Origin of the sequence: Gibbsiella dentisursi (assembly GCF_039539505.1) — a bacterium.
Classification (GTDB): domain Bacteria; phylum Pseudomonadota; class Gammaproteobacteria; order Enterobacterales; family Enterobacteriaceae; genus Gibbsiella; species Gibbsiella quercinecans.
In genome coordinates this window covers 282,995-305,469 of record NZ_BAABDG010000002.1, presented here as the reverse complement: position 1 = coordinate 305,469, position 22,475 = coordinate 282,995, and the positions used below count along the sequence as shown (strand labels likewise).

Annotated in this window: 18 protein-coding genes and 1 other annotated feature; of the genes, 5 read left to right on the top strand and 13 right to left on the bottom strand. The window is 57.4% G+C overall.

Annotated features, from left to right (window positions below):
- Nucleotides 1-43 precede the first annotated feature (43 nt).
- Entirely contained in the window at nucleotides 44-1,696 is a 1,653-nt protein-coding gene (gene ushA, locus ABFX35_RS01780) for a bifunctional UDP-sugar hydrolase/5'-nucleotidase UshA (RefSeq protein ID WP_346078824.1), read from the bottom strand.
- 177 nt (nucleotides 1,697-1,873) lie between these two features.
- On the opposite strand from ushA, the gene ABFX35_RS01775 reads away from it, so the two are divergent.
- Nucleotides 1,874-3,094, top strand: coding sequence for an MFS transporter (locus ABFX35_RS01775; protein ID WP_279023101.1), 1,221 nt, complete (start codon nucleotides 1,874-1,876; stop codon nucleotides 3,092-3,094).
- A 249-nt stretch (nucleotides 3,095-3,343) separates the two neighbouring features.
- A complete protein-coding gene (ybaL, locus tag ABFX35_RS01770; protein WP_279023099.1) occupies nucleotides 3,344-5,035 on the top strand; it encodes a YbaL family putative K(+) efflux transporter in 1,692 nt (563 codons plus the stop codon).
- A gap of 201 nt (nucleotides 5,036-5,236) precedes the next feature.
- On the opposite strand, the gene ABFX35_RS01765 is transcribed toward ybaL, so the two are convergent.
- The 10 genes from ABFX35_RS01765 to ABFX35_RS01720 all read right to left on the bottom strand — a co-directional run bounded on the left by ABFX35_RS01765 (nucleotide 5,237) and on the right by ABFX35_RS01720 (nucleotide 16,018).
- Nucleotides 5,237-6,541 (bottom strand): inosine/guanosine kinase, encoded by a 1,305-nt coding sequence (locus ABFX35_RS01765; RefSeq protein WP_279023098.1) that lies wholly within the window; start codon nucleotides 6,539-6,541, stop codon nucleotides 5,237-5,239.
- A 73-nt stretch (nucleotides 6,542-6,614) separates the two neighbouring features.
- On the bottom strand, nucleotides 6,615-7,577 hold the full coding sequence (gene hemH, locus ABFX35_RS01760; RefSeq protein WP_121525286.1) for a ferrochelatase: 963 nt from the start codon (nucleotides 7,575-7,577) through the stop codon (nucleotides 6,615-6,617).
- Nucleotides 7,578-7,727: 150 nt separating this feature from the next.
- Nucleotides 7,728-8,876: a glycerate kinase gene (locus tag ABFX35_RS01755; RefSeq protein ID WP_279023096.1), complete on the bottom strand. Its 1,149-nt coding sequence runs from the start codon at nucleotides 8,874-8,876 to the stop codon at nucleotides 7,728-7,730.
- A gap of 166 nt (nucleotides 8,877-9,042) precedes the next feature.
- Nucleotides 9,043-9,687 (bottom strand): adenylate kinase, encoded by a 645-nt coding sequence (gene adk, locus ABFX35_RS01750; protein WP_095845567.1) that lies wholly within the window; start codon nucleotides 9,685-9,687, stop codon nucleotides 9,043-9,045.
- 175 nt (nucleotides 9,688-9,862) lie between these two features.
- Nucleotides 9,863-11,731: a molecular chaperone HtpG gene (htpG, locus tag ABFX35_RS01745; RefSeq protein WP_279023118.1), complete on the bottom strand. Its 1,869-nt coding sequence runs from the start codon at nucleotides 11,729-11,731 to the stop codon at nucleotides 9,863-9,865.
- Between the two features lie 195 nt (nucleotides 11,732-11,926).
- Nucleotides 11,927-12,532, bottom strand: a complete 606-nt coding sequence (gene recR, locus ABFX35_RS01740) for a recombination mediator RecR (RefSeq protein ID WP_279023094.1) — start codon at nucleotides 12,530-12,532, stop codon at nucleotides 11,927-11,929.
- On the bottom strand, nucleotides 12,532-12,861 hold the full coding sequence (locus tag ABFX35_RS01735) for a YbaB/EbfC family nucleoid-associated protein (RefSeq protein ID WP_095845570.1): 330 nt from the start codon (nucleotides 12,859-12,861) through the stop codon (nucleotides 12,532-12,534). The genes recR and ABFX35_RS01735 overlap by 1 nt, the downstream gene beginning before the upstream one ends.
- 41 nt (nucleotides 12,862-12,902) lie before the next feature.
- Nucleotides 12,903-14,849: a DNA polymerase III subunit gamma/tau gene (gene dnaX / locus ABFX35_RS01730; protein ID WP_346078820.1), complete on the bottom strand. Its 1,947-nt coding sequence runs from the start codon at nucleotides 14,847-14,849 to the stop codon at nucleotides 12,903-12,905.
- Nucleotides 13,509-13,573: a sequence feature (DnaX frameshifting element), on the bottom strand. Its footprint overlaps the gene before it by 65 nt.
- 83 nt (nucleotides 14,850-14,932) lie before the next feature.
- The gene (gene apt, locus ABFX35_RS01725) at nucleotides 14,933-15,484 is read right to left on the bottom strand and encodes an adenine phosphoribosyltransferase (RefSeq protein WP_279023091.1); all 552 of its coding nucleotides are present in this window, start codon (nucleotides 15,482-15,484) and stop codon (nucleotides 14,933-14,935) included.
- A 153-nt stretch (nucleotides 15,485-15,637) separates the two neighbouring features.
- Entirely contained in the window at nucleotides 15,638-16,018 is a 381-nt protein-coding gene (locus tag ABFX35_RS01720) for a DUF454 family protein (RefSeq protein WP_095845572.1), read from the bottom strand.
- A gap of 142 nt (nucleotides 16,019-16,160) precedes the next feature.
- On the opposite strand from ABFX35_RS01720, the gene priC reads away from it, so the two are divergent.
- Nucleotides 16,161-16,697 carry a primosomal replication protein PriC gene (gene priC / locus ABFX35_RS01715; protein WP_279023090.1) on the top strand — a complete coding sequence of 179 codons (537 nt, stop codon included), beginning with the start codon at nucleotides 16,161-16,163 and terminating at the stop codon, nucleotides 16,695-16,697.
- A 63-nt stretch (nucleotides 16,698-16,760) separates the two neighbouring features.
- Entirely contained in the window at nucleotides 16,761-16,934 is a 174-nt protein-coding gene (rsmS, locus tag ABFX35_RS01710; protein ID WP_279023088.1) for a pleiotropic regulatory protein RsmS, read from the top strand.
- Nucleotides 16,935-16,945: 11 nt separating this feature from the next.
- On the opposite strand, the gene mscK is transcribed toward rsmS, so the two are convergent.
- Both mscK and acrR read right to left on the bottom strand, forming a co-directional pair.
- Entirely contained in the window at nucleotides 16,946-20,248 is a 3,303-nt protein-coding gene (gene mscK / locus ABFX35_RS01705) for a mechanosensitive channel MscK (RefSeq protein WP_346080815.1), read from the bottom strand.
- A 209-nt stretch (nucleotides 20,249-20,457) separates the two neighbouring features.
- The gene (acrR, locus tag ABFX35_RS01700; protein WP_346078816.1) at nucleotides 20,458-21,141 is read right to left on the bottom strand and encodes a multidrug efflux transporter transcriptional repressor AcrR; all 684 of its coding nucleotides are present in this window, start codon (nucleotides 21,139-21,141) and stop codon (nucleotides 20,458-20,460) included.
- A 142-nt stretch (nucleotides 21,142-21,283) separates the two neighbouring features.
- On the opposite strand from acrR, the gene sdeX reads away from it, so the two are divergent.
- Complete coding sequence (sdeX, locus tag ABFX35_RS01695) at nucleotides 21,284-22,465, top strand: multidrug efflux RND transporter periplasmic adaptor subunit SdeX (RefSeq protein ID WP_346078815.1); 1,182 nt, start codon at nucleotides 21,284-21,286, stop codon at nucleotides 22,463-22,465.
- Nucleotides 22,466-22,475: the final 10 nt, after the last annotated feature.

Genomic DNA, 22,475 nt, shown 5'->3' with positions numbered 1-22,475 from the left:
CACATCACCCGGCGCCAGACAGCGCCGGGTGGGTTTCTTGCGCTTAACGGTAAACGATCTCGCCCTGCGGCGCATAGGCCGCCGCATCCAGTGGGGAGTGTTTTTCAATATACTGCTTGAGCACTTCCGCATCGATAAAACCGGTATTCACGTAGCCCGGCAGTGAATCAATCCGTGGGTAGCCATCGCCCCCCAACGCGATAAAATTCAGCATCGCCATACGATAGGTTTTATCCGCCTGCAAAGGTTCGCCGTTGATTTTCACCGCGCTCACGCCCTTGCCGTCGGCGATCAGGCTCACATCGATAAACTGCGCGTAGGCGCCTGAATCCGGCTTCATGTTGGCCGCTACCGCCAGATATTTTTCCAGATCGCGGCCTGGCATATCGATATACACCAGCGTGTTGCCGAACGGTTGAACCTTCAGCACATCCTTGTAGGTAATGTCGCCAGCGTCGATGGAATCGCGCACCCCGCCGCCGCTGATGATGGCGAAATCTGCGTTAGCACGCTCTTTCTGGGCCGCCAAGATCAGGTGCGCCAGATTGGTCTGCTCAAAGCGCACTTTGCTGCGGTCCCCTTCCAGCCGGCCGTTAACGTGGCCAATCGTCTGTTTCAACTGCACGGTGCCTTTGTCCTGGAACGGCGTCAGCAGTTTCAACATCCCCGTATCCTGCGGGATCTCGTGGGTGTAATAGGCAAACTGGCTACCGCCCGCCTGCTCCACCTTTTTCTTCAGGTTGACCGGGATCAGTTGATAATACACCAGCTTCAGTTCGCCATTACGGAACTGGAAATCGGCGCGCCCAACGTACTTGCCCCATTCGTGCGCCTGAACAATCCAGGTGCCGTTCTGGCGATCCGGCGCGCACGGGGTTCCCGGCACGTAGTCCACCTGCTTATGGTTCTCGCTGGCCATGCATACCGGGTTTTGCGAATGGCCGCCGACAATCATATCCAGGTAGCCGGCCGGCAGGCTGCGCGCCATTTCCACGTCGCCCGGCGCATTGGAGCCATGTTGGCCGTTATCGTAGTGGCCCATATGGGTCGCGGCGATGATCACATCCGGTTTTTCCTGTTCGCGCAGCTGTTCCACCACCCGTTTCGCCTCGGCCGCCGGCGCATGGAATTCGATATCGGTAAAATATTCCGGGTTGCCCAGTTTGGCGGTATCGTCCGTCGTCAGCCCGATGACCGCGATTTTCACCCCCTGCTTATCAAACAGCGCATAGGGTTTAAACAGCCGTTGCTGGGTGCTTTTCTGGTAAATATTGGCGGAAAGCAGCGGGAAGCCGGCCCATTTCTCCTGCTGACGCAGCACGCTCAGTGGGTTATCGAATTCATGGTTCCCCAACGCCATGGCGTCGTAGCCGATCAGTTTCATACCGCGGAAATCCGGCTCGGCATCCTGCAAATCAGACTCCGGCACCCCGGTGTTAATATCCCCGCCCGAAAGCAGCAATAGGCTACCGCCCTGCGCCGCAACCTCCTGGCGAATACTGTCAACCAGCGTTTTCTGGGCGCTCAGGCCGTATTCGCCGCGATCGTTTTGCCAAAAGCGGCCGTGATGATCGTTGGTGTGCAGGATCGTGATGTCGTAAGTTTTATCCTTTTCCCAGGCGTTGGCGGCTCCCCAGGGCAGACTTGCCAGAGAAACAGCCAACATACATGCGGTGGTTTTAAGCGAAAAACGCATGGAGGAACTCCGTAAAAATGAATAACAGTTTTTGCGTGAGCGGAATTGTAACGTGAACCAAAGGGATAATTTCAAATTTTTGCGAGGTAAATCAAATTATTTCAGCCGTGGTAAAGCCCGAATAATCGACTAAGATGTTGCTTACTTAAATTAAAAAACATACCAGGCTAACTATTAATGACCGATCGTAGCGAAAGCAGCGGGCTGCTCGCCAAACGCAGTGCGCTAAAAGGCACTGCCTATTCCATCCTCGGCGCGATCAGCGTTTCACACCTGCTCAACGACATGATCCAATCGCTGATCCTGGCCATTTACCCGATGCTGCAATCGGAATTCAGCCTAAGCTTTGTCCAGATCGGCATGATCACCCTGACCTATCAGTTAACCGCATCGCTGCTGCAGCCGCTCATCGGTTATTACACCGATAAACACCCGCAGCCTTATTCACTGCCCATCGGCATGGGCTTCACGCTCACCGGCCTGCTGCTGATGGCCTTCGCCCAGACCTTCCCGCTGGTGCTGCTCGCCGCCGCGCTGGTGGGCACCGGCTCTTCCGTGTTCCACCCTGAATCCTCGCGCGTGGCGCGGATGGCTTCCGGTGGCCGGCATGGGCTGGCGCAGTCGTTATTCCAGGTGGGGGGCAACTTCGGCAGCTCGCTCGGCCCGCTGCTGGCCGCCTTGATTATCGCCCCTTATGGCAAAGGCAACGTGGCCTGGTTCTCACTGGCGGCGCTGCTGGCGATCGTCGTGCTGCTGCAGGTCAGCAAATGGTACCAACTACAGCAACAGGGCTTTCAGAAAAAAACCATGAGCGCCCAGGTGCTGCAAACGCGACCTAAACGCACGGTGATTTTTTCTCTCGCTATTCTGCTGTTGCTGATTTTTTCAAAATACTTCTACTTGGCCAGCATCAGCAGCTATTACACCTTTTATCTGATACATAAGTTTGGCGTTTCCGTGCAGAATGCCCAGATACATTTGTTTGCTTTTCTGTTCGCCGTTGCCGCCGGCACCATTATCGGCGGGCCATTAGGGGATCGCTTTGGCCGCAAGTATGTTATTTGGGGCTCGATACTTGGTTCAGCACCGTTTACCCTTGTTTTACCCTATGCATCACTGGAAATGACCGGCGTTTTAACCGTGATTATTGGATTAATCCTCGCTTCGGCCTTTTCTGCCATCCTGGTCTATGCTCAGGAGCTGATTCCGGGCCAGGTGGGCATGGTTTCCGGCCTGTTCTTCGGCTTTGCCTTCGGCATGGGTGGGTTGGGCGCGGCAGTGCTGGGCTATATTGCTGATTTGGCCGGCATTGATCTGGTCTACCAAATTTGTGCTTTCCTGCCATTGATCGGCATTATCACCGTTTTACTGCCGAATATAGAACACAACGCACAGTAGCCTTGGCGATATTCCCGGCTGAAACGCATAAGCAGGCCGGGTAATCCCCCCGATAAATCAAAGCCATTTTACTTATCTGCTCACAAATCCTCTCTTCATCGATCCTCAGGCAGAATCCTCTGCTTTTTTACAAAAGCTACGCATTTAGCTAAGCAAAGCGCGTATAAATGCAATAAACTAAATGTATCTTTCTGTAATCTCGATTACACGCCGCAACCCCCCTGTGATTTATAACGAGAAGGAGTCTGGATGCACCATTCTACACCGCTGATCACAACCATTGTCGGGGGGCTGGTGCTGGCCTTCCTGCTTGGTATGCTGGCGAACCGCCTGCGGATCTCACCGCTGGTGGGCTATCTGGCCGCTGGCGTGCTGGCCGGCCCGTTCACCCCGGGTTTCGTGGCGGATACCTCATTAGCGCCCGAACTGGCGGAAATCGGTGTGATCCTGCTGATGTTTGGTGTTGGCCTGCACTTCTCGTTAAAAGACCTGCTTGCCGTAAAATCCATTGCCATTCCCGGCGCCGTTGCGCAGATTGCCGTCGCCACCCTGCTGGGGATGGGCCTGGCGAAACTGCTCGGCTGGGATTTGATTTCCGGCCTGGTATTCGGGCTGTGCTTGTCCACGGCGAGTACCGTGGTGCTGCTGCGCGCCCTGGAAGAGCGGCAACTGATCGACAGCCAGCGTGGGCAAATCGCCATTGGCTGGCTGATTGTTGAAGATTTGGCCATGGTGCTGACGCTGGTGCTGCTGCCGGCCGTCGGTAATCTGATGGGCAGCGGCAATGCCAGCACCGGCCAGTTGCTGACCGAGCTGGCGATGACCATCGGGAAAGTGATCGCCTTCATCGCGCTGATGATCGTGGTCGGCCGCCGCCTGGTGCCCTGGATCCTGTCAAAAACCGCCAGCACCGGCTCACGCGAGCTGTTTACACTGGCAGTGCTGGCATTGGCGCTGGGGATTGCCTATGGCGCCGTCGGCCTGTTTGACGTTTCCTTCGCACTCGGGGCGTTCTTCGCCGGCATGGTGCTCAATGAGTCCGAACTAAGCCACCGTGCCGCACACGATACGCTGCCGCTGCGCGATGCCTTCGCGGTACTGTTCTTTGTTTCTGTCGGCATGCTGTTCGATCCGCTGATTCTGATCCGTGAACCGCTGGCCGTGCTGGCAACGCTGGCGATTATTGTGTTCGGTAAGTCTGCCGCCGCGTTCTTGCTGGTGAAAATGTTCGGCCACTCCAAGCGCACCGCGCTGACCATCTCCGCCAGCCTGGCGCAGATCGGTGAGTTCGCCTTTATCCTGGCCGGGCTGGGGATTGCGCTGGGGATGATGTCAGAGCACGGCCGCAACCTGGTGCTGGCCGGCGCGATTCTTTCGATCATGCTGAACCCGCTGCTGTTTACCTTGTTGGAGCGCTATCTGGCGAAGAACGAAACCATCGACGAACAGATCATGGAAGAAGCGGTGGAAGAAGAAAAACAGATCCCGGTCGATATGTGCAACCACGCGTTGATCGTCGGCTATGGCCGTGTGGGCAGCCTGCTTGGCGCCAAACTGGCGGAAGCCGGTATTCCGCTGGTGGTGATTGAGAACTCACGCCCACGCGTGGAAGCGCTGCGTGAGCAAGGGATCAAGACGGTGCTGGGCAATGCGGCCAATCCAGAGGTGATGGATTTGGCGCGGCTGGACTGCGCGCGTTGGCTGCTGCTGACCATCCCCAACGGCTATGAAGCCGGCGAGATTGTCGCGTCCGCCCGCAGCAAACGGCCGAACATCGAGATTATCGCCCGCGCGCACTATGACGATGAGGTGTCTTACATCGCCGAACGGGGTGCCAACCAAGTGGTGATGGGCGAACGCGAAATTGCCAACAGTATGTTGAATATCCTGAGCCTGGATAGCCTGAGCACGGAAGAACGCACCGCCGGCTGCCCGATTTAAGCCTTGGCCCTCACCCCGGCCCTCTCCCACAGGGAGAGGGAGCAAACCAGCCGGTTATAAAGCCGTATCTCGGGCACGTTCTCATAGCCCCCTTCCCCTGTGGGAGAGGGAGAAAACCAGCCGAATATCAGGCACATTCTTATAGCCCTCTCCCTATGGGAGAGGGTTGGGGTGAGGGAAAAAGGGAAAGAAACGCGGGAGTTAACGCTCCCAGTAGGCCTCTTCCAGGCTGTCTTCACGCTCCGGCAGGCCGCGCGTCAGGCGCGGCGAATGCTGATTCAACACCTGATAGCTCACACGGTTGGCATACTTGCACACCTGCGCCAGCGAGGAATACGTCAGGTAACTGCGTGCATGCTTGCTGGAGTTCGGCACGTTGCTGCGGTGATAACCGTTGGCGGCAATATCATGCAACAACGCGGAAAGCGCCCCGTCGCCGGCGCCGTTGGTATTCATGATCTTCTCCGGCCCGCCCATGTACGGCGCAATGTGCGAATAAACGCGCAACGGATTTTCACACTGTTCACGCCGCATCGCACGGCTAAACTCGTAGCGGTTGAACTCGGCAATCTTGCCCGGCAGCAGCGGGTGTTGCGTTTGCCGTTTGTTGGCCTCTTCGGTATAGCCTGCCATATACAGGCCGTTCGGCCCGGCGGTGCATAGCACCAGATCCACCCACTCCAGCGCCATATCCGCCGCGCTGAGCGGATCGCTCTGGCCGGTCAATTCCAGCCCTTCTTCCTCGTTCATCGCCAGAATAGACACGTTCTCACGCAGGAAATCGCGCCACCACTGCGGGTTATCGGCAATCACATATTTAGTGCCCAGGGTCAGCACCACCGGCACGTCATGCTTTTTGGCATATGCCACTGCCTGCTGGGTGGCGGCATGCATCGGCTCGCCGGGTTTACAACGCATCAAATAGGCGGTCAGTACCAGCGCAGACGCGCCGGCGATTACATCTTCCGGAATGCTTTCCGGCCGCAGTTGATTCATCATCCCCGGGCTGATGGCAAAGGAACGTTCGCCGCTTTCGCTGATCAGCGTAAAGCAGCGGCCGATCGCGCCATCCACGCCCTGCAGGTAGTTAAGATCGGTGCGGCTGGAGGTATTGCACAGGTAGCGGTAGGCATAGCTGCCGATTTTCACGTTGCTGCACATCACGCCAAGCAGGATCGAACGATCGTCAGCCAACACGGAATAGTTATGCAGCGTATTGCCGATAGTGCCGCCGGCAAACTGGTGGGTGATCAGATTGTGGTCGATCAACTCCTGATACAGCGTTTCAGCTACATCATCGTCAATCACCAGAGAATGGCCCAGGCTTAGGCCGTAGCGCTGGATAAACGCATCATCTACCTTTGCTTCGATATCCACCACAATCTGATCGATACCGACGATATAGGAAGTACTGATTTCATTTTCCGGCTGGGCCTGCTGTAGCAACGGATCACGGGCGCTGACCGGAAAATAGTGTTTGGATTTACGTTTACCAGGAAATTTCATTTAATGGGCGGTAGTAGCAATTATCGGGCTGCGAATGGTAGCACATTCCAGCCCGATTAATGAATCCAGCGCGTCAGAAACGCTGGGCCACCAGTTGCTGTAGCATATCGATATGCTCAGGATCGTCATTAAGCGCCGAAATATATTCAAATTTCTCCCCGCCGGCCGACAGGAAGATCTCACGGTTCTGTTCTTTGATCTCTTCCAGCGTTTCCAGGCAGTCGGCGGCAAAGCCGGGGCAGATCAGTTGAATATGCTTCACGCCCTGTGCCGGCAGTGCTTTGAGCGTTTCGTCCGTATAGGGGGTGAGCCAGGGCTCACGGCCAAAACGTGACTGGAAGGTCATCATTATCCGATCCGCTGGCAGCGATACGTTGTCTAACAGCGCGCGCCGCGTTGCTTCACAGCGCAGCGGGTAATCATCCCCCTGGTGCGCATAGCGTTTTGGAATGCCGTGGAACGACAGCACCAGACGATCCGGTTGCCCATGCTCGGCAAACGCGCGTTCAATGCTGTGCTGCAGCGCGGCGATGTAGGCCGGGTGTTCCGCATAGTCGCGGATAAAGCTCACCGCGGGCAGGCGGCGGTAACCTTTGAGGATGTTAGCCACCCCATCCCACACGGCCGCGGTCGTGGAGCAGGAATATTGCGGATAGAGCGGCAGCACCACCATATGGGTCACGCCCTGCGACAGCAGCGAATCGATGGCCTTTTGCAGGCTGGGCGAGCCATAGCTCATGCCCAGCGCAACCGGCGTATTCGGCATACGCTCGGCCAAAGCCTGCTGCTGCCGGCGGCTGTAAACCAACAATGGTGAGCCTTCTTCCATCCACACCGACTGATACAGCTTCGCCACCCGCGGCGACCGGGTGGGCAAAATGATGCCATTGAGGATCGGCCACCACAGCCAGGGAGAGGTATCAACCACGCGGTTATCACTGAGGAATTGCTTCAAATAGCGCTTTACCGCCTGCGGGGTCGGCGCATCTGGCGTGCCCAGGTTGACCAGCAAAACCCCGTACTTTTCTTGCTTCATCTCAGTTTCCTTCATACCGTTTCAGCTTACCCCTCTTTCTGAATCAGGGTGTTAGCAACCGTGATTGGCTGCCATTGTAACGGAAAAGCGGTTAATCGGAACCGATATCAGCAACAGGCATGGCCCATTAACCATGCCGGGTTCACGCCATTAGGCTTGCGCCAAGCGCCAGACGGCGGCCACGTTGCGTGCCGTCACCTGCAGATTGTGCGCTGCGTCGGCCAGCGCCTGTTCCAGCGTCACGATGCGGTCAATCACGGAAAACGCCGCGTCGATGCCGTGCTGGTGCACGACCTGGTGGTCCTGGGCCAGGCTCCCGGCGATGCCGATCACCGGCAGGCCATAGCGTTTGGCGACGCGCGCCACACCGATCGGCGTTTTGCCGCGGATCGACTGGCTGTCCAGCCGCCCTTCCCCGGTGATCACCAGATCTGCATCGCGCACGGCGTCTTCCAGCCGCAGCGTCTCAATCACAATCTCAATGCCTGGCCGCAGTTGCGCCTGCAACATCCCCAGCAGCGCCGCCCCCATGCCGCCGGCCGCTCCGGCCCCCGGCGTATCCATCACCGCCCGGCCGGTGGTTCGCTCCAGCAATTCGCCGTAGTGGCGCAGCGCCGTATCCAACTGCCGCACCATCTCCGGCGTCGCCCCTTTTTGCGGGCCGAATACCGCAGAGGCGCCTTTTTCACCACACAGCGGATTATCCACATCGCAGGCAACGGTAAAGGCGATCTGTTTCAGGCGACTGTCCAGCGCGGCCAGATCGATATCCACCAGTTGCGCCAGCGCCGCGCCACCCGGCGCCAGGGGCTGGCCTTGTGCATCCAGAAACTTCGCCCCCAGGGCCTGCATCATACCGACGCCGCCGTCATTGGTGGCGCTGCCGCCAATACCCAGAATGATCGCCTGCACGCCGCGCTCCAGCGCGGCGCGAATCAGTTCACCGGTGCCATAGCTGGTGGTAGCCCGCGGATCGCGCTGGCTGCCGGTGGCTAAATGCAGGCCGGAAGCGGCCGCCATTTCTATCACCGCCGTTTTATCGTCGCCCAGCAGGCCGTAAAAAGCCGCAACGGGTTTGCCCAGCGGGCCGGTCACGGTGACATTTATTTTCTCGCCGCCGGTGGCGGCCACCATCGCATCCACGGTGCCCTCGCCACCGTCCGCCATTGGCAGCGCGACATACTGCACGTCAGGGAATATCTCCCTGAAACCACGCTCAATCGCCTGCGCCACTTCCAGCGCGCTCAGGCTCTCTTTGAATGAATCCGGAGCAATGACCACTTTTTTCAGCGTTCTCATCCACATTCCTTATCTTCGCGATGATTGATGCCAAAGATGCCGAGCATCACCGATGCCTAAAGGGTAGCAGTTCCAGCCGCAGGATGGCCGCATAACGCATGGCCGGCGGCCAACAGGCAAAAAAAACGCCGGGCAGTTGCCCAGCGTAGTCACGTAAAACCGACAATTAGCCGAGGATTTTCGCCAGTTCGGCGCTAATTTCAGCCACTTTACGCGTGCCGTCGATTTTATGGTATTCGGTGTTGCCGGCATCGGCTTCTTTACGATAGTAAGACACCAGCGGCGCGGTCATCTGATGATATTCAACCAGGCGTTTACGCACGGTTTCTTCCTGATCGTCTTTACGGGTCGTCAGTTCTTCGCCGGTAACGTCGTCTTTGCCTTCCACCTTCGGCGGGTTGAACTTAACGTGGTACACGCGGCCGGAAGGGGCATGCACGCGGCGGCCAACGATGCGATCGACAATCAGCTCATCCGGCACGTCGAACTCCAGCACGTAATCCACCGCAATGCCGGCGTCTTTCATGGCATCGGCCTGCGGAATAGTGCGTGGGAAACCGTCCAACAGGAAACCGTTGCGGCAGTCAGGCTGTGCAATACGCTCTTTAACCAGCGCGATCACCAGCTCATCGGTCACCAGCTTGCCGGCGTCCATGATCTCTTTCGCCTGTTTGCCCAGTTCGGTGCCGGCCTTTACGGCTGCGCGCAACATATCACCAGTGGAGATTTGCGGAATGCTGTATTTCTCCATAATGAATTGAGCCTGAGTACCTTTACCAGCGCCCGGAGCGCCCAGCAGAATGATACGCATTGCGTAAATCCCCTTGCTTGTAGTTTTTTATAAAATTGAGAAAACGCTAAACCATACCATTTCCCGGGGGGGCGGCTCAAGGCGCATGGGATAAATCACAGGCAGGGAATAAAAGACGTGGCTGGCAGGTGGGAAAAGCGCCCTTAACCGGCGGTTAAAGGCGCCTGGCTTGCTATCAGGCAGACAGCAGTTTATTCATCCGGCGGATAAACTGGTTAGGATCTTCCAGCGTGCCGCGTTCAGCCAGCAGCGCCTGATCCAGCAGCAGATCAATCCATTCAGCGAACTGGTCGTTATCGCCGACGTCAGCGGCGCGTTTAACCAGTGCGTGGTCCGGGTTCAGCTCAAAAATATACTTCACTTCCGGCGCCTGCTGGCCAGCGGCGGCAAACAGCTTCGCCATTTGGGTGCTCATTTCGTCCGCATCGGTAGTGACAATAGCCGGCGTATCGGTCAGGCGGTGGGTCAGGCGCACGTCTTTCACACGGTCGCCCAGCAGGGTTTTCACGCGTTCGATAAACGGCTCCAGCTGTTTTTCAGCCTCTTTCTGCTCTTCGGTTTCGTCCGCCAGTTTTTCCAGCGACTCATCCGCCTTGCTGATGGACTGGAACGGCTTGCCGTCGAACTCGGTCAGGTAGCTCATCATCCACTCATCGATACGATCGGAGAGCAGCAGCACTTCGATGCCCTTCTTACGCAGCAGCTCCAGGTGCGGGCTGCTTTTCGCGGCGGCATAGCTGTCGGCGGTGATGTAATAGATTTTTTCCTGCCCTTCGGCCATGCGGCTAACGTATTCCTCCAGCGATACCGTCTGCGCGGAGCTATCGTTTTGGGTGGAAGCAAAGCGCAGCAGCTTGGCGATGGTTTCCTTATTCGTCGTATCTTCCGCCGGCCCTTCTTTCAGCACCTGGCCAAACTGCTGCCAGAATTTCTGATAGGCTTCGGCATCGTCTTTCGCCAGTTTTTCCAGCATTTGCAGCACGCGTTTGGTCAGCGCGCTGCGCAGGCTCTGGGTCACACGGCTGTCTTGCAGAATTTCACGCGAGACGTTCAGCGGCAGATCGTTGGAGTCTATCAGGCCACGCACAAAACGCAGGTAGTTCGGCATGAACTGTTCCGCATCGTCCATGATGAACACGCGCTGGACGTACAGTTTCAGGCCATGCTTGCTGTCGCGGTTCCACATGTCCCACGGCGCCTGCGCCGGGATATACAGCAGGCTGGTGTATTCCTGCTTGCCTTCCACCCGGTTGTGGCTCCAGCTTAGCGGATCGGTGAAGTCATGGGAGATATGCTTGTAGAACTCTTTGTATTCGTCATCGGTGATATCGGCTTTATTGCGGGTCCACAGCGCCTGGGCCTTGTTGATTTTTTCCCAGGTGGTGGCGCTGTCTTCTTCTTCGCCCTTGGTTTCGATCTCAACCGGCAGCGCGATGTGATCGGAGTATTTGCCGATCACCGAACGCAAGCGCCAGGCATCCAGGAACTCGCTTTCGTCGGCGCGCAGGTGCAGGGTAATTTCGGTGCCGCGATCTTCTTTGGTAATGTCGGCGATAGTGTAGTCGCCTTCACCGGCGGATTCCCAGAATACGCCCTCATCCGCCGCTGCGCCTGCCGCACGGGTGCGCACGGTGACTTTATCCGCAACGATAAACGCCGAGTAGAAACCCACGCCAAACTGGCCAATCAACTGGCTGTCTTTAGCCTGATCGGAACCGATGGACTCCAGGAAAGCTTTAGTGCCTGATTTGGCGATGGTGCCAAGGTTTTCGATCACTTCGTCGCGGCGCATCCCAATGCCGTTATCGGAAATGGTCAGTGTGCTTTTGTCTTTATCAACGGACAGACGGACACGCAGCTCACCGTCGCCTTCATACAGATCCGGCGCGGACAGCGCGCGGAAACGCAGCTTATCGGCGGCGTCGGATGCGTTGGAGATCAGCTCGCGCAGAAAAATCTCTTTGTTGGAGTACAGCGAATGGATCATTAAATGAAGCAGCTGTTTAACTTCAGACTGGAACCCGCGTGTTTCTTGACCTTTCATACTCATTGATTACCTCAAAGACAATTGCAACCAAAACCAAACAATGCACATTAGGTGGGGATAGGGGCGTGATTTTTCAAGCGGCTGGCGGGAAATTTTTGCAGAGAATGAAGGGCTACGGCGGCAAACGCGGGCGGTAAAAACATGGGTGGGTGCAACCGCAGGCAGCCCCACCACACGCACGCCGAGGGGGAATCAGAACTTGATGGCGTGGCGGCCGGCCAATGAATGCGACAGCGTGGTGCCGTCGACCATCTCCAGCTCACCGCCCACCGGTACGCCATGGGCGATTCGGCTGGCCATCACACCGTACTGGCCGCACATTTCGGCAATGTAGTTGGCGGTAGCTTCGCCTTCGACCGTTGGATTGGTGGCCAGTATCACCTCGGTGATAGTTTCCTGCTCCAGGCGCTGTTCCAGGCGGTCCAGGCCGATATCCCCCGGCCCGATGCCGTCCAACGGCGACAGATGCCCCATCAGCACGAAGTAGCGCCCGGCAAATTGCCCGGTCTGCTCAATGGCGTGGATATCCGCAGGGCTTTCCACAACGCAAATCTGGCCGTTTTGCTGGCGGCGCGGATTGGCGCAGATAGTGCACACATCCTGCTCGGTGAAGGTGCGGCAATCGGCGCAGTGGCCGATCTCCGACATGGCGCGCGTCAGCGCCTGCGCCAGGCGCATCCCCCCGCTGCGATCGCGCTGCAGCAGGTGGAAAGCCATACGCTGCGCCGATTTCGGGCCAACGCCCGGCAGGCAGCGCAACGCCTCCATTAATGATTCAAGGAGCGGGCTGGTTTGCATCAGAATGGCATCTTAAAGCCAGGCGGCAATTGCATACCGTTGGAAACCGACGCCATTTTTTCTTTCTGGGTTTCTTCGATACGGCGCGCGGCATCGTTAAACGCGGCGGCGATCAGATCTTCCAGCATGTCTTTGTCGTCTTCCAGCAGGCTGGGATCGATTTCCACGCGGCGGCAGTTGTGCGCACCGTTGATGGTCACTTTCACCAGGCCAGCGCCAGATTCGCCAGTCACTTCCAACTTGGCGATTTCTTCCTGCATCTGCTGCATTTTTTCCTGCATTTGCTGGGCTTGTTTCATCAGATTGCCCAGACCGCCTTTACCAAACATAGTCATCTCTCATCGCATGGGCCGCGCATTGTGCACAGCGGTTAAATGGGGCGAATACTCTCTTCGTCCAGATCCGCGTCGAAAAACCGGCGCAGCGTCTGCACGTTGGTATCCGCAATGATCGCCTGGCGCGCCTGCGCCAGCTTTTCTTCATAAATGGCTTGCCGCCACTCCAGCGGAGTGCGTTGCGCCAGATTATCATCTTCCACTACGTTGAGCTCAACCGGGCCGCCGTGCAGCTCGCTGAGCGCCTCCGCCAGCGTTTTCTGCGCCGAAGGCGAATTCAGATGGCGCTGCGACGGCCGCAGGTGGAGACAAATTTTGCCGGGTTCCAACTGTTCTTTAAAGGCGTTCAACGCCAACTGCTGGACCAGTTTCGGGATTTTCAGCTTATCGATTTCCGCAGCCCAGGGATCGCGCTCAAGCGATTCCACCACCAGCTTCGCCGCAAGCTCCGGCGTTTTTTCATGCTCCAGCGCCGTGCGCAAGGCCTTTGGCGTTGCCAGCGGCTCCGGCTCGGCTTCCGGCGCTTTATTCTGGGCGCGCCAGCGATAGGCCTCGGGCTTGGCCGGTTTTTCCTTGACGATCCGCTCGGCCTGACGCTGTTGGCTGCGTTCAGTGACAGAAGCGAGCCGTTCCAACGCAGAATTCGCCGGCCGCGCTCTTGATGGCGCCGCCGGTTCAGCCTTTTTTGGCGGGGATGCCCCCTGTTGCCGCAGCAACTGGGTGCGCGCTTTCAGCAACTGCGCGGTGGCATCCGGTAAACTTGCCGCGGGCGCATCAGCGGGCCCGGCCGGCGCATTGTGCTGCGTTGGCGGCGCGGGCTGCTGCAACGGCTGCCCTTGTGGCTGCGCCATCGGCGGCGGGCTTTGCACCGGCGCGACCGACTCCGGGATCACGGCCTTGGGATGAAACGCCAACGCGCGCAGCAGCGTCATCTCAACGCCCATGCGGCGATCCGGCGCGAACGCCAGCTCTTTGCGCCCCACCAGCAGCGTTTGATAATACAGTTGTACATCGGCCGGCGGCAGCGTGCGCGCCAGCTCCCGCAGCCGCTGCTCGATCGCCGCATAGTGGTTATCCAGCGTCGATGGCAGCAGTTGCACCATGGCGATGCGGTGCAATAACGCCAGCGTATCGACCAGCAGGTTTTCCCAGTCAACGCCGCGCGATGCGGCCTGCGCAACCTGGGCCATCATTTTCTCGCCGTCCGCGCTGACCAGCGCTTCCAGGATCGCCAGCGGTTGTTCATCATCCAGCGTACCGAGCATTTGGCTGACGGTGGCGGTCGTGACCTGGCCCTGCCCAATAGCGATGGCCTGATCGGCCAGGCTAAGCGCATCGCGCATGCTGCCGTCGGCGGCCCGCGCCAGCAGTTGCAGCGCCCGGGCATCGCTGGTGATGTGCTCGGCCTGCAACACCGTTTCCAACTGGTTGCGGATCTGCTCTACATCCAGCGCTTTTAGGTGAAATTGCAGGCAACGCGACAGAATGGTGACCGGCAGCTTTTGCGGATCGGTGGTTGCCAGCAGGAATTTAACGTGCGCGGGGGGTTCTTCCAGCGTTTTCAACAGCGCGTTGAAGCTGTGGCGCGAAAGCATGTGCACTTCATCGATCAAATAGACCTTGAAGCGGCCGCGCGCCGGCGCATACTGCACGTTATCAAGCAGTTCGCGGGTATCTTCTACCTTAGTGCGCGACGCCGCATCGATCTCGATCAGATCAACAAAGCGCCCCTGTTCGATCTCGCGGCAATTATCGCATTGCCCGCACGGGGTGGCGGTAATGCCGGTTTCGCAATTCAGGCCTTTCGCCAACAGGCGTGCAATGGTGGTTTTCCCCACCCCACGGGTGCCCGAAAACAGATAGGCGTGATGAATCCGCCCAAGTTTTAGGCCATTAGCCAACGCTGTCAGGACGTGTTCCTGTCCGACAACATCTGCAAACGTTTGAGGGCGCCACTTACGGGCAAGAACCTGATAGCTCATTAATACCGGAGATGTCGAGTAATCTGGAGGGTCATGCTAACACAGCCCCGCGGCAAACCGCGAGGCCGTTGTCGCCATGTGGATTAATGGCCGGCAAAGTCCACCAGGCTGTAGCTGGTGACGCCGAGATTTTTCAGGCGCGCTTCGCCGCCCAGATCCGGCAGGTTAATGATGAAAGCGGCGTCGTTGACTTCCCCTTTCAGGCGGCGGATCAGTTTAACGGTGGCTTCAATGGTGCCACCGGTGGCCAGCAGATCGTCCACCACCAGCACTTTATCGCCCGGCACAATCGCGTCGCTATGGATTTCCAGCCTATCCGTGCCGTATTCCAGCTCATAGCTTTCGCTTAGGGTCTCACGCGGCAACTTACCTGGCTTGCGCACGGGTACGAAACCCACCCCCAGCGCCAGCGCTACCGGGGCGCCGAACAGAAAACCACGCGCTTCGGTACCAACCACTTTGGTGAAACCTGCGTCGCGGTAACGCTCAACCAGCAATTCAATGCTGGCGGCATAAGCCAGTGGGTTTTCCAACAGGCTGGTTACGTCACGGAACAGTATGCCCGGCTTAGGGTAATCCGGAATGGTTTTGATACTGTCTTTAATAAACTGAAGCTGCTGCGCAGTAGCGGTCATAATTATTGCCTGATAAAACTGCTTGAAACTGGAACGCAGGCCGCCCGGCCACCGCAGCATGTTGCCCTGCGGTTGAGAATGGCGGAGTACCCCACGCACGAAAACGCACAAATCTATGCAAACTACCGGATAAATGCAACTGGCAGTGCACTATCAGCGCTGCTTTTGTTGTGGCAGGTCAATAACCGGCAGGCGAAGCATAAAGGTTAACAAAATAACCAGCATGACGAAAAGTATGCCACGCACCCACCAGATCTTCACCCACCATAATGAAACCGCAAACGTCAGCACGATCATCAATACCGCTTTCCATTTCGCCCCGGGGGGCAACGCACGGTGCTGTTGCCAGTGGCGCAGGTAGCCGCCAAACCAAGAACGATAGAGCAACCAGTGGTGAAAACGCGGCGAAGAGCGGGCAAAGCACCAGGCGGCCAGCAGCAGGAATGGCGTAGTCGGCAACAACGGCAACACCACGCCGAGCATTGCCAGCACCACCGCCAACCACCCCAAAATTATCAGTAACCAACGCGCCATGCCCGCCCCCGCAACGATTATTGCCGCCTACTGTACCACCGGCCAACCGGGCCGTGCCAGCAACGGCGCGCACAGCACGCTTGTTTCTGCAGTGGTTCACAGGCAAGCTGGACAACGATATGGTTAATGTAAAGGAACGCGCGTGAGCACGCATCGCCTCTTGCAGGTGTTAGAACAACAAATTGCGGCCCTGGCGGCGGGGCTTTCGCCACAAGGCAATGCTCCCCTTCAGCAGGCGCGCTTCGACACCGCCTTGTTTAACAGCCGGGGCACGCGTCTGCGCGACTATCTGGCGGAAATAGAGAAAAATTTCGCCCAGTTGCAGGCGGCCGTCAGGGATAACCGCACGGCGCAGGTAGCTTTCCTGGCTGAAAAGCTGGTTGCGCAAATCGCGGCGTTGCAGCGAGAACAGGCCACCCAGGCGCTGCGGCGGAAAAATCAGCCCCAACGCGCGCCGGCGCCGGATCTGTACCACAAGCTGGCGGAGCACCAGGATTATGAGCGCCGCTTGCTTTCCATGATACAGGATCGCGAAAGCCTGCTCGGGCGGCAAACCACGCTGGCCGGCCAGCAAAAATTGCAGCAGGAATTGGCTGCGCTGGAAGGCCGGCTGATGCGCTGCCGCCAAGCGCTGACGCGCATTGAACGCAGTATCGAACGCAAAGAAAACGGTTTCTGACAGAGCGCGCCGCGGTGAAACGTTATACTCAACGCACAGGCTCCCCAAAATGAAGGTGGTTTTATGTCACTGGAAAAGGCACCGGCAGAATTACAGTTAGCAGTGGATTTGATCTATCTGCTGGAATGCAACGAGATCGATCCCGCCACGGCGCTGGCCGCCCTGGAAATCGTCAAACGGGATTACCAGGCGAAGCTACAGCGTAGCGAAGCACCCCCTGCCCAGCCTGGCCAATAACCGCCCCGCCGTTACGCCGTTGCCGGCTGCTCGTCAGGCCCGCCTTTCAGCACGCGTTTCACTTCCTGCACTTCTTTGCCCTGCGGATTATGCAAATAAACTTCAAGCTGATTGAAGGCAATGTCGATGTCGTTCTCCCGGCACAGGCGATCGATTGCCCGGTTCAACTCATCCACCGTGTAGCTGCGATCGCGCAGTTCGCGCACGTACAGGCGGAGTTCATGATCCAGCGTGCTGGCGCCAAAGTTGAGGAAAAACACCTGCGGTTCAGGATCGGCCATCACCCGTGGATTATCATGCGCCGCCTGCAGCAAGACGCGCTTCACCTTCTCCAGATCGGAACCATAGGCCACGCCAACGCTGATAATAACGCGGGTAATGGTATCCGACAGCGACCAGTTGATCAGCCGCTCGGTCACGAACGCTTTGTTCGGGATAATCACTTCTTTACGATCAAAATCCGTAATGGTGGTGGCGCGGATGCGGATACGGCTGACGGTGCCGGAAAACGAGCCGATGGTGATGGTATCGCCGATGCGCACCGGCCGCTCAAACAGGATAATCAGGCCGGAAACAAAGTTGGCGAAGATTTCCTGCAGGCCAAACCCCAGCCCCACCGACAGCGCGGCGACCAACCACTGCAATTTGTCCCACGAAACCCCAAGCGATCCCAGCGCTGCCACGGCACCCACGGCAGTAATCAAATAGGTGAGCACGGTCGTGATGGCGTATGAGGTGCCCTGGCGCAGTTGCAAACGTGAAAGCACCAACACCTCGAGTAAGCCCGGCAGGTTACGCGTCATCACATAGGCGACGATGATCGCCAAGATTGCCACCAGCAGATTGCCCAGCGTCACCGTCTGCGGCATGTTACTACCGGCGATAACGCTGCTGTAGTGCCACAGGCTAATGCTGTCGAGATAGGCGATCACCGTAACCAGATCGGACCAAATCGCGTAAAGCGCCGTGGCGAATACCATAAACAGCACCATGGTGGTCAGGCGCAGCGACTGTTGGTTGATTTGATCGAGGGCCAGCGGCGGCTCCTCGACCGGCTCGCTGCCCTCCGCCCCTTCTTTCACCAGGTTTTGGCGCCGGGCGATAGCACGGCGATAGGCCAGGCGGCGGGCGGCGACGCTCAGCCCGCGCAGCGCGCTCAAATAGACGATGTTCCACAGGAAAAACAGATAAAGGCTATCAATCCAACGGTCGGCCAGCCGCAGGGTGGTGTAAAAATAGCCGGCGAACATCAGGCCGAGCAACATCAACGGTGTTGCGGCAATGGCCGTCACCAACACCAGGCGTACCGCATGCGAGCCCTTTTCACGCCAGCTATCGCGGCACATCGGGAATACCAACACCGCCAGTAACGCCAGCGTCAGAATGATCACCACCTGGCCAATCGCATCTTCCACCAGCCGCAGCGGTGCTTTTTCCCCCAGTACCGTCCAGAAAATCAACGGCTGCAACGCCAACCCCAGCCGCAGCACCTGGCGGCGGTAGTGCGCGCACAACGCGCCGGCGATATTGAAATGCCGTTCGGCGATCCCACCCGGCGAAAGCATGCGGAAGGAGAAGCTGAACACCAGCCAGAACAGCGATTCATGCTGCGATAGCGCCCACAGGAAATCGCTGATGCCCATTTCCGCCCGGTAACACCAGTAACCCGCGCCCAGCAGCAGGCCGCACCCCGGCACCACCTTCAGCAACGTCAGCGCAATGGCTTTCGGTGTATGCAGTTGACCATCACGTTTCAATTGCCCCACGTCATTAGCCAACTGTTGCAGATGCGCGTCGATCTGCCGGTAGCGCCAGCGCAACAGCCCGATCAATATCAGCAGCGGCACCAGGAAAACCAACGCGTTCAAGCCCCCGGCCAGCATTTTTCTGCCGTCAAAAGTGATATGCAGAGAAGCGAGCTGATCGTTGATCGCACCGGGCAGCGCCTTCAGCCAGGCCAGATCGATCGGCCGGTTGCTGTTCACCCAGAAAATTTGCTGCGTCAGCGTTTCCTGCAACGAATCATAAATGCCGCTCAACTGTTGCTGATTCACCTGCAGATTGATCGCTAACGCCAGTTGGTTGCTAAGCTGTTTGTTCAACTGATCCAACAGCTCACGGCGCATTTCAACAATTTCATCAAGTGCATCGACCACATCACCGTTGGCGCTTTCCTTGTTATCAACCAGCAGCTTATTGACGAAGTCGTCCCCTTTGAACAGATCGTCGCGCTGCTGATTCAGCTCAAACTGCTCCAGGCGCAGATCGGCGATGCGGTTGGTCATATCGGTCACCAGGCTGGCCGGCGGCAGGTTTTGTTGCTGCTGATAAAGAATGCGCGACAGCACCAGGCTGCCCTTGAGCATCTGTATCTGTTCTTTCAGGTTGCGTTCCGACTGCAAGCCGCGATCAAGCCAGTTCCTGACCTGAATATTTTGCTGGAACAGGGTATTGCTCTCTTGGGTTGCGGCGATCAGGCGCTGGCTGAGCTGGCGGTTGACGTCCAGCTCACGGCTCACCAGTTGATCATGTTGAATGTCGGTGGCGTCCGCCGGGTTCTGCGCCTCTTTGGCGGTTTTCTCCGACAGCGTGAGGCGCTTGCTGTTGACCACGCTCTGCAGCACCTGCACGGTGCGATCGAGCCGGTCGATCTGCCCATTGGTGTAATCCCGCTGCTTCTGTAGCAGATCCTGCAGTGTGGTGTTCGCTTCCAGGCTTTTGCGCTGCAGCTCCAACTGCGCGCTCAATAGCGCCTGCTCCGTGTTGTACATCACCTCCTGGGTGGTGCGCAGCGTGGCTTGGCCGGGCGTCTGGCCGTTGAGCAGGTTACGGATCGTCTGCAGGCGCTGCGATAGAGAATACATGCTGCTCTGCACCCGTTCCGGCTGGGTTTGCAGCGAGATAAGCTGGCTGTTGTAGGCCGACAGGTTTTCCTGGGCGTTCTGCAGATCGTCAAGCATCTGGTAGAGCCGGCTTTCCAACTGGCGCAGTGAAAGCGGCTGCAGCTCCGCGCGCATCGCCGCCGCATTCTGCTGCGTTTTCACGTCTTCCAGATCCTGCATCACCTGGCGCAGCTTGGCCGGCGCCTGTTGAACCTGCTGTTTCAACTGGGCCGAATCCTGCTTCACCCGTTCGATCGCATCCAGCAAGACCAGCGTACGGTTGAGATCCTGCTGTTCAAGCCGGTTTATCTGCGTCAGGTTTTTTTGCTTATTCAGCGCATCCAACTGGGCCTGCACTTCGCCGCGCGCCGGCAGATCGTAGCTGAGCGCCGCCCACGCGGGAGCGAACCACAAGGCAAGAAAAAGCGGCATGATAAACAGAAGAACGGTACGCAAAGCCCTCTTCATGGAGGGGCGCCGCACCGAAGAAGAGAAACGGCTGACTGACCTGCAACGCATGATTTCATATCTGTCCAACAGAAGAAGCTAAAGGGTAGCACGCGTGCTGGCGGAAGCAAAAAGGGGAAAACGTTGCAGAGAATGTCAGGGCCGGTTGGCCCCGGCGTGAAACCGCCTGCCGGCTAAGAGCGGGGACAATCGAGGTGTGGGTGCGCGGGCCCCTGCTCGCCGACTTTAAGCCGCAGCGTTGGGCAAAACTGCACCATTTCAATAAAGGTATCCACCAGCATTTCCGCCTCGGCCTTTAAATCAAAGCTCTCCGACATAAATAGCCAGTTTTCCATCAGGCCGGTAATATAAGCCCGCAAAATAATTGCAGCGCGCCGGGTATCGAGATCATTCGGCAGTTGCCCATGCCGTATAATATTGCGTAACCGCGTTTCGATACGCTCGTAACCGGCGAGATGAAGCGCCTTGCGCGCTTCATAAAGCGGCACCATTTCGCCGACGAATTCGCATTTATGGAATACAATTTCCAGCAGGGCCCGGCGGCGCTGGTCATCCACCGCCGATGAAAGAACCTGTATCAGCACTTCGCGTAAAATACGCAGTGGATTATCAGGGTACTTTGCCCGATACTCTAGTTCTAAGTCGTCTATTATCGACTCTGATATTTCCCAGACCTCATTAAACAGGTCTACTTTATTTTTGAAGTGCCAATAAATGGCGCCCCGAGTCACCCCAGCCGCGGTGGCAATATCGGCAAGCGACGTGGAGGAAACACCACGTTCAGAGAATTCTTTCACCGCAGCATCTAAAATATGCTGTCGGGTTTCCAGAGCCTGCTGTTTGGTTTTTCGTGCCATAGCGTTGCTTTTTCGGGGAAGCGTGATTTACATACATTTGCGAATGTATGTACCATAGCACGCACATATAATTAACGCAGCAATGGGTTTAAAAGCTTGTGATCCATTGATCATTTTGAAATCGGACACTTGAGGTTTTTATATGAACAGAAACAGAGGGTTAACGCCTCTGGCGGCAGTTCTGATGCTTTCAGGCAGCTTAGTGCTAACAGGATGTAACGATCAAGGAACCCAACAGCAAAGCGCCGCGGCTCAAGCGCCCGAAGTGGGGGTGGTTACCTTGAAGAGCCAACCACTTAATATGACTACCGATCTTCCAGGCCGTACCGCTGCGTATCGCGTCGCTGAAGTTCGCCCACAGGTCAGCGGAATTATTCTCAAGCGTAACTTCGTTGAAGGCAGTGATATCAAAGCCGGTGAATCGCTGTATCAAATCGATCCCGCGACCTATCAGGCAACCTATGACAGCGCCAAAGGCGATTTAGCCAAAGCCGAGGCCGCTGCCGCCTTCGCCCGCCAGACGCTTAACCGTTATAAACCCTTGCTGGGCACCAATTACATCAGTAAACAAGACTACGATGATGCAACCTCCACCCTGCAACAGGCCAATGCGGCAGTCATCGCCGCCAAAGCCGCAGTGGAAACAGCACGTATCAACCTGGCTTATACCAAAGTCACCTCACCTATTTCCGGTCGCATCGGTAAATCCGCGTTTACCGAGGGTGCACTGGTGACCAGCGCGCAAACCACCGCATTGGCAACCGTGCAACAATTAGATCCAATGTATGTCGACGTTACTCAGTCCAGTAACGATTTTCTGCGGCTGAAGCAGGAACTGGCCAACGGTTCGCTTAAGCAGGAAAACGGCAAGGCGCGGGTGAAACTGCTGCTTGAAAATGGCCAGGAATACGATCAGGAAGGTTCACTGGAATTCTCTGACGTGACCGTCGATGAAACCACCGGTTCCATCACTATTCGCGCGGTGTTCCCGAACCCGAACGATACTTTGTTGCCAGGCATGTTTGTTCGCGCCCGCCTGGATGAAGGCGTGCGCGACAACGCGCTGCTGGTGCCACAGCAAGGCGTAACGCGTAACCCGCGTGGCCAGGCGACCGCGTTGGTGGTTGGCGCTGACAACAAAGTTGAGTTGCGTAACCTGCAGGCCGATCAAGCCATTGGAGATAAATGGCTGGTTACGGACGGACTGAAATCCGGCGATCGCGTGATCGTCACAGGGCTGATGAAAGTCAAGCCGGGTGTCCCGGTTAACGCACAAGAAGTCGACACTCAGGCGCAGCCACAGACCGAAGCGCAGAAGTCATAAAAAGGAGCCG

Bases quoted from the DNA above. Each gene is read 5' to 3' on its own strand.
- ushA (WP_346078824.1), bottom strand. From the start codon at position 1,696: ATGCGTTTTTCGCTTAAAACCACCGCATGTATGTTGGCTGTTTCTCTG.
- ABFX35_RS01775 (WP_279023101.1), top strand. From the start codon at position 1,874: ATGACCGATCGTAGCGAAAGCAGCGGGCTGCTCGCCAAACGCAGTGCG.
- ybaL (WP_279023099.1), top strand. From the start codon at position 3,344: ATGCACCATTCTACACCGCTGATCACAACCATTGTCGGGGGGCTGGTG.
- ABFX35_RS01765 (WP_279023098.1), bottom strand. From the start codon at position 6,541: ATGAAATTTCCTGGTAAACGTAAATCCAAACACTATTTTCCGGTCAGC.
- hemH (WP_121525286.1), bottom strand. From the start codon at position 7,577: ATGAAGCAAGAAAAGTACGGGGTTTTGCTGGTCAACCTGGGCACGCCA.
- ABFX35_RS01755 (WP_279023096.1), bottom strand. From the start codon at position 8,876: ATGAGAACGCTGAAAAAAGTGGTCATTGCTCCGGATTCATTCAAAGAG.
- adk (WP_095845567.1), bottom strand. From the start codon at position 9,687: ATGCGTATCATTCTGCTGGGCGCTCCGGGCGCTGGTAAAGGTACTCAG.
- htpG (WP_279023118.1), bottom strand. From the start codon at position 11,731: ATGAAAGGTCAAGAAACACGCGGGTTCCAGTCTGAAGTTAAACAGCTG.
- recR (WP_279023094.1), bottom strand. From the start codon at position 12,532: ATGCAAACCAGCCCGCTCCTTGAATCATTAATGGAGGCGTTGCGCTGC.
- ABFX35_RS01735 (WP_095845570.1), bottom strand. From the start codon at position 12,861: ATGTTTGGTAAAGGCGGTCTGGGCAATCTGATGAAACAAGCCCAGCAA.
- dnaX (WP_346078820.1), bottom strand. From the start codon at position 14,849: ATGAGCTATCAGGTTCTTGCCCGTAAGTGGCGCCCTCAAACGTTTGCA.
- apt (WP_279023091.1), bottom strand. From the start codon at position 15,484: ATGACCGCTACTGCGCAGCAGCTTCAGTTTATTAAAGACAGTATCAAA.
- ABFX35_RS01720 (WP_095845572.1), bottom strand. From the start codon at position 16,018: ATGGCGCGTTGGTTACTGATAATTTTGGGGTGGTTGGCGGTGGTGCTG.
- rsmS (WP_279023088.1), top strand. From the start codon at position 16,761: ATGTCACTGGAAAAGGCACCGGCAGAATTACAGTTAGCAGTGGATTTG.
- mscK (WP_346080815.1), bottom strand. From the start codon at position 20,248: ATGCCGCTTTTTCTTGCCTTGTGGTTCGCTCCCGCGTGGGCGGCGCTC.
- acrR (WP_346078816.1), bottom strand. From the start codon at position 21,141: ATGGCACGAAAAACCAAACAGCAGGCTCTGGAAACCCGACAGCATATT.
- sdeX (WP_346078815.1), top strand. From the start codon at position 21,284: ATGAACAGAAACAGAGGGTTAACGCCTCTGGCGGCAGTTCTGATGCTT.